Origin of the sequence: Nonomuraea deserti (assembly GCF_004348685.1) — a bacterium.
GTDB lineage: Bacteria > Actinomycetota > Actinomycetes > Streptosporangiales > Streptosporangiaceae > Nonomuraea > Nonomuraea deserti.
In genome coordinates this window covers 1-5,325 of record NZ_SMKO01000330.1, presented here as the reverse complement: position 1 = coordinate 5,325, position 5,325 = coordinate 1, and the positions used below count along the sequence as shown (strand labels likewise).

Annotated in this window: 3 protein-coding genes; all 3 read left to right on the top strand. The window is 75.7% G+C overall.

All coding sequences use genetic code 11. The features are described 5' to 3' along the window. The coding region (locus E1292_RS49255; RefSeq protein WP_246091014.1) for a phosphopantetheine-binding protein at nt 1-235 on the top strand (235 nt) is incomplete at its 5' end. Next, nucleotides 228-4,001: a non-ribosomal peptide synthetase gene (locus tag E1292_RS49250; protein WP_132606701.1), complete on the top strand. Its 3,774-nt coding sequence runs from the start codon at nt 228-230 to the stop codon at nt 3,999-4,001. The genes E1292_RS49255 and E1292_RS49250, both read left to right, overlap by 8 nt. 17 nt (nt 4,002-4,018) lie before the next feature. Beyond that, the coding region (locus E1292_RS49245) for an AMP-binding protein (protein ID WP_165975163.1) at nt 4,019-5,325 on the top strand (1,307 nt) is incomplete at its 3' end.

Below are 5,325 nucleotides of genomic sequence, written 5' to 3'. Positions count from 1 at the left end.
TCCCCCGCCCGCCCCTGCGGAGGATTCCACCCGGACGCTCGCCGCGGTCTGGGAGTCGGTGCTCGACGTGCCGGTGGGGCCCGACGACAACTTCTTCGAGCTCGGCGGCAACTCGCTCCTGGCGATCCGGCTGGCGGCGGCCATGCGGGAACGGGGCCTGCCCGCGCTGCCGCTGCGGGAGCTGTATCTCCATCCGACGGTACGCGGTCTCGCGCGGGTGCTCGGCCATGACTGAGAACGCCGGACTGCTCGCCTGGCTCGCCGACGCGCAACCCGCGAGCCCAGAGCTCGCGGGCACGGAGCCGGTCGGCGCCGAGTGCGTGGGTGGCGGGGGCGCGCCGGGGTTTCCTGTCGCGTGTCCGCCCGGTGTTGGGGTGCCGGAGGTGTTGGCGGCCTGGGGTGCGCTGCTCTACCACCACACGGGCCGGCACGACGTGGCCTTCCGCGTCGTCGGCGACGGGGCGGACGACGTGGTCGGGTTCACGGTCGACCCCGCCGGTACGCTCGCCGACCTGGCGGCGTCGGTGACGCGCGCGCTTCCCGCCGCCGGACCGTACGCGCCGGGTTCCGGACCGCTGCCCGTACTGGCGCGCGGGGATGGGCGGGTGCCGGGCGTGCTGGTGCTCGGGCTGGGCGGTGACAGGGCATGGTTGCGGTACGACCCCGCCAGGAGCGCGGACATGGTCGCCCGCCACGCGACCCACCTGGCCGCCGTGCTGGCCATGCCGGCGGACCGCACGATCCGCGACCTCGATCCGCTGTCCCCCGCCGAGCACGCCCGGCTCGACCGCTGGAACGACACCGCCACCGCCTACCCGCGGGACCGACGGATCGAGCAGCTGTTCGCCGAGCAGGCCGAGCGGGCGCCCGCCCATCCGGCCGTGGTGCACGGGAGCACCACTCTCACCTATGCCGAGCTGCACCGCCGCAGCTCGTCGCTGGCGAGGTCGCTGCTCCGGGAGGGGCTGCGTCCGGGCGAGCCGGTCGCGCTGCTGCTGCCGCGCACCGCTGAGCTGGTCGTCTCGGCGCTGGCCGTGCTGAAGGCGGGCGGCTGCTACCTGCCTATCGACCCCACGACCGTCCAGGACCGCGTCGCGTTCACGCTGGAGGACAGCGGCGCGAAACTGCTGATCGCCTCGGGACGGCCACCCGCGACGCCCGCCGGCTCACGGATCGTCGACCTCGGCGACCAGGACTGGACGACCGGACCGGTGCCGGACGGGCCGGAGCCAGGATCGGACGGGCCGGAGGCGGACGGGCCGGAGCCAGGGGCGGACAGGCCGGAGGCGGACGGGCCGGAGGCGGACGGGCCGGAGGCGGTGCTGGACGGGCCGGAGGCGGGGGACGCGTCCGCGCCGGCGTACCTGATGTACACCTCGGGCACCACGGGACGGCCCAAGGGTGTCATGATCCCGCACCGCGGCGTCGTGCGCCTGGTGCGCGGCGTCGGATACGTGCGCCTGGACGCCACCACCAGGATGGCGCAGGTGGGGGCGACCGGGTTCGACGCCTCGGTCTGGGAGATCTGGGGTGCGCTGCTCAACGGCGGCACGCTGCACCTCCTCGACAGGGAGACGTTCCTCGACGCCGAGGAGCTGCGGCGGTCGCTGGACGGCGCGGGCGTCACCACGGCGCTGTTCACGTCCGCGCTGTTCGCCCGGCTGGCGGACGAGGATCCGGGCGTGTTCCGGCCGCTGCGGGACCTGCTCGTCGGAGGCGACGTGCTCTCCCCCGGACACGCGCGGGCCGTGCTGCGCGCCAACCCCGGCCTGCGGCTGGTCAACGCGTACGGGCCGACGGAGAACGCGGTCATCTCCACCGTCCACGCCGTCGCCGGGCCGCTCGGCGCGCGGGTGCCCGTCGGCCGTCCCGTCCCCAACACCGCCGCGTACGTGCTCAACCAGGACCGCCTCCCGCTGCCCGTCGGCGTCCCGGGAGACCTGTACGTGAGCGGCGACGGCATGGCGACCGGCTACCACGAGCGGCCCGAACTCACCGGGCGGGCCTTCGTCCGCCATGCCGGTCGGCTGCTCTACCGGACGGGCGACCGGGCCCGCCGGCTGCCCGACGGCTCGATCGACTTCCTCGGCCGGGAGGACCGCCAGGTCAAGGTGCGCGGTTTCCGCGTCGAACCGGGCGAGGTCGAGACGGCCCTGCTGAACGTGGCGGGGGTGAGCGGCGCGGTGGTGGTGCTGCGCCGCATGCCGGAGCCGCACCTGTGCGCGTACGTCGAGGGCCGTGTCGAGGTGGAGCACGTCCGGGCGGAAATCGAGCGGCGGCTGCCCGCCCCGATGGTGCCCGCGCATTTCGTGGTGCTTCCCGAGCTGCCGCTGACCCCCAACGGCAAGGTGGACCTGGCCGGGCTGCCCGCCCCCGAGGTCGCGAGCGGCGGCAGGGCGGCGCGGGACGAGGTGGAGCGCACCCTGGCCGGGCTCTGGGAGGACGTGCTCGGCGTGCGCGGGATCGGCGCCGACGACCCGCTCGACCGGCTCGGCGGCAGCTCGCTGACCGCGACCCGCGTGTCCGCGCTCGTACGCCGCCGCTTCGGGGTGTCCTGCCCGGTGTCGGCCGTGTTGTCCGCCGGCACGGTCGCCGAGCTGGCCGAGACCGTACGGGCGGCGGACCGTGCTCAGGTCGCCGGGCCGCGTCCCGGCCTGGCGACCGAGCGGACCCCGCTGTCGCCCCAGCAGCACGGCGTCTACGTCGAACAGGTCAAGGACCCCGCCGACACCCAGTACAACCTGCCGATCCTCGTCGACGTGCCCGGCCCGGTGGATCACGAGCGCCTGACGGCCGCGCTCGCGACGCTCGTGGAGCGACACGAGATCCTGCGCACCGAGTTCGCCGTGGACGGCGACGGCCGCCCGTACCAGCGGGTCCGCGAACCGCGGGGCGTCACGATCGACGTGGTGGACCTGGCGCAGGGCGAGGACCCCGACGCGTGGGCGCGGCGCTGGATCCGCCCGTTCGACCTGGCCGAGGCGCCCCTGTGGCGGGCGGCGCTGGTCCGGCACGCCGCCGGCGCCCGGCTGGCGCTCGACATCCACCACCTGCTCACCGACGGCCACGCCTTGACCCTGCTCATGGGCGAATGGGCGGCGCTGGTCAGGGGCGAGCGGCCGCCGGGGGCGGAGCTGCGCTACCGGGACTACGCCCAGTGGGCGGCCGGGCCCGAGCGGCGGGCGCTGTCGGACAGCCAGCGTCCCTTCTGGGAGGAGACGTTCGACCGCCCGGTTCCGCCGCTCGACCTGCCCGCCGACGTGCCCGCCGAGGCGCGCCTCGCGGTGCGCGCGACGGAGGGCGGCCATCTCGCGTTCCGGTTCGGCCCGCGGCGGACCCTGGCGGTCAGGGAGCTGGCCCGCGCCGAATCCGTGACGCCCTTCCACGTGCTGCTGGCCGCGTACACGGCCTTCCTCGGGCGGGTGAGCGGCGGCGCGGACGTGACGGTCGGCACGGCGGCGTCGGGGCGGCACCTGCCGGGCGTGGACCGGGTGCAGGGCATGTTCGTCAACACGCTCTGCCTGCGGGCGCACCCCTCGGCCGAGCTGCCGTTCCTCCGGCATCTGCGGACCGTGGCCGCGCACGCCGTGGCCGCCGTCGACCACCAGGATCACACCCTCGACGCCACCCGGTACGCCCGTCCGTCCGGCCACGGCAGGCACCCCCTTTTCGACACGTTCTTCGCGGTGCAGGACACCGGGCTGCAGCGGGTGGACTTCCTGGGCGGCCGCCCGCGCTGGCGGCCCGACGTCACCGGGCGCACGATCTTCGACCTCGACCTGCAGATCGAGGTCGAGCCCGAGGACTACGCCGCCCGCTGGGCGTACGCCTCCGCGCTGTTCCAGCGACCGACCGTGGAACTGTTCCGCGACGAGCTGCTGGCGCTGCTCGACGCCGCGCTCGCCGAACCGGGCACGCCGCTGGGCGGGCTCGGCGAACTCCGGCGCGTCGCCGTGACCCCCCATGACCTGTCCGAGCTCGCGTTCGACTTCGACTTCTGATCAGGGTGAGGGAGCACATGCAATCCATCGAGAGCCTGGGCAGGCTCAAGGTCGCCGCCGCGCAACGTCCCCGCGAGGGCGCGTTCTGGCGTGCGGAGCTGGCGGCCCTGCCCGAACGCGCCGGCTTCCCCGCCGACCGGGGCTCACCTGACGCCGGGTCCTCCGCCGTCGCCGCCCGCGAGCTCGACCCCTCGCTGGCGGGCCGGCTGCTCAAGCTGGCCAGGGGCCGGGACGCCGCCCTGCACGCCCTGCTGGTCGCGGCGGCCGGCGCGCTGCTCCAGCGGCACACGGGTGAGGAGGAGGTCGTCCTGGCCGTGCCCGCCCTCCCGGTCGCGGGCGGGCCCCCGCCGCTGGCCGCCACGCTGCCGCTGCGCCTGCCGATCGGGCGCGACCGTACGCTGCGCAGCCTGCTCGGCGAGGTGGCGAGCCGGTTGCGGGCGGCGGCCGAGCACCAGGACTACCCGATCAAATTGCTCGCCCGCGAGTCCGGCGCGGCGCCGCACGCCGGCGACGACCCCTTCGCCGAGGTGCTCGTCGACACGGTCCACGACTCGGCGAACGACGCAACGACCGCGACAGGCCATCAGGCGAACGGCCCCACAAACGGTGCGGCGAACGGCTCGGTGGACGGCACCGCCAACCGCCCGATGGACGGCGCCGCGAGCGGCTCGGTGGACGGTGCCGTGGAGGGCGGTGGGTTCTCAGGGTTTCCTGTGGTGTTCTCCTTCGCTCGCCGAGCCGGCGGCCTCACGCTGCGGTTGCGGTACCGGCCCGCCACCCACGCCCCCGGCACCGCGCGGCGCCTGCTCACCCACTGCATGCTCCTGCTCGACCAGGCCAGCGCCCACCCCGACGCCGAGCTGAGCGCCCTGGACCTGCGTTCCGTCGCCGACCGCGCGCTGAGCGCCGGGGCGAACTCCACGCACGTCCCCTTCGACGGCCCGGCCCGGCTGGACGAGCTGTTCGACCGGCGGGTGGCGGCGACCCCTGACGCCGTCGCCCTGGTGGGGGACGGGTTCCGCCTCACCTACGCCGAGCTGGGCGCCCGGGTCAACCGCCTGGCGCACACGCTGCGCGCCCGCGGCGTGGGCCGGGACGACCTGGTGGCGGTGCTGGCCGACCGGTCGCCGGAAATGTTCACGGCCATCCATGCCGTGGTGCGGGCGGGCGGCGCTTACCTCCCGATCGACCCGGGCAACCCGCCGGAGCGCATCGCGTACCTGCTGCGGGACAGCGGCGCGCGCCTGGTGCTGACCCAGCCGCACCTCGCCGGCACGGTGACGAGCGCGGTGACGGGTCCGGGGGCGGGCGCGGCGGCAGGCCC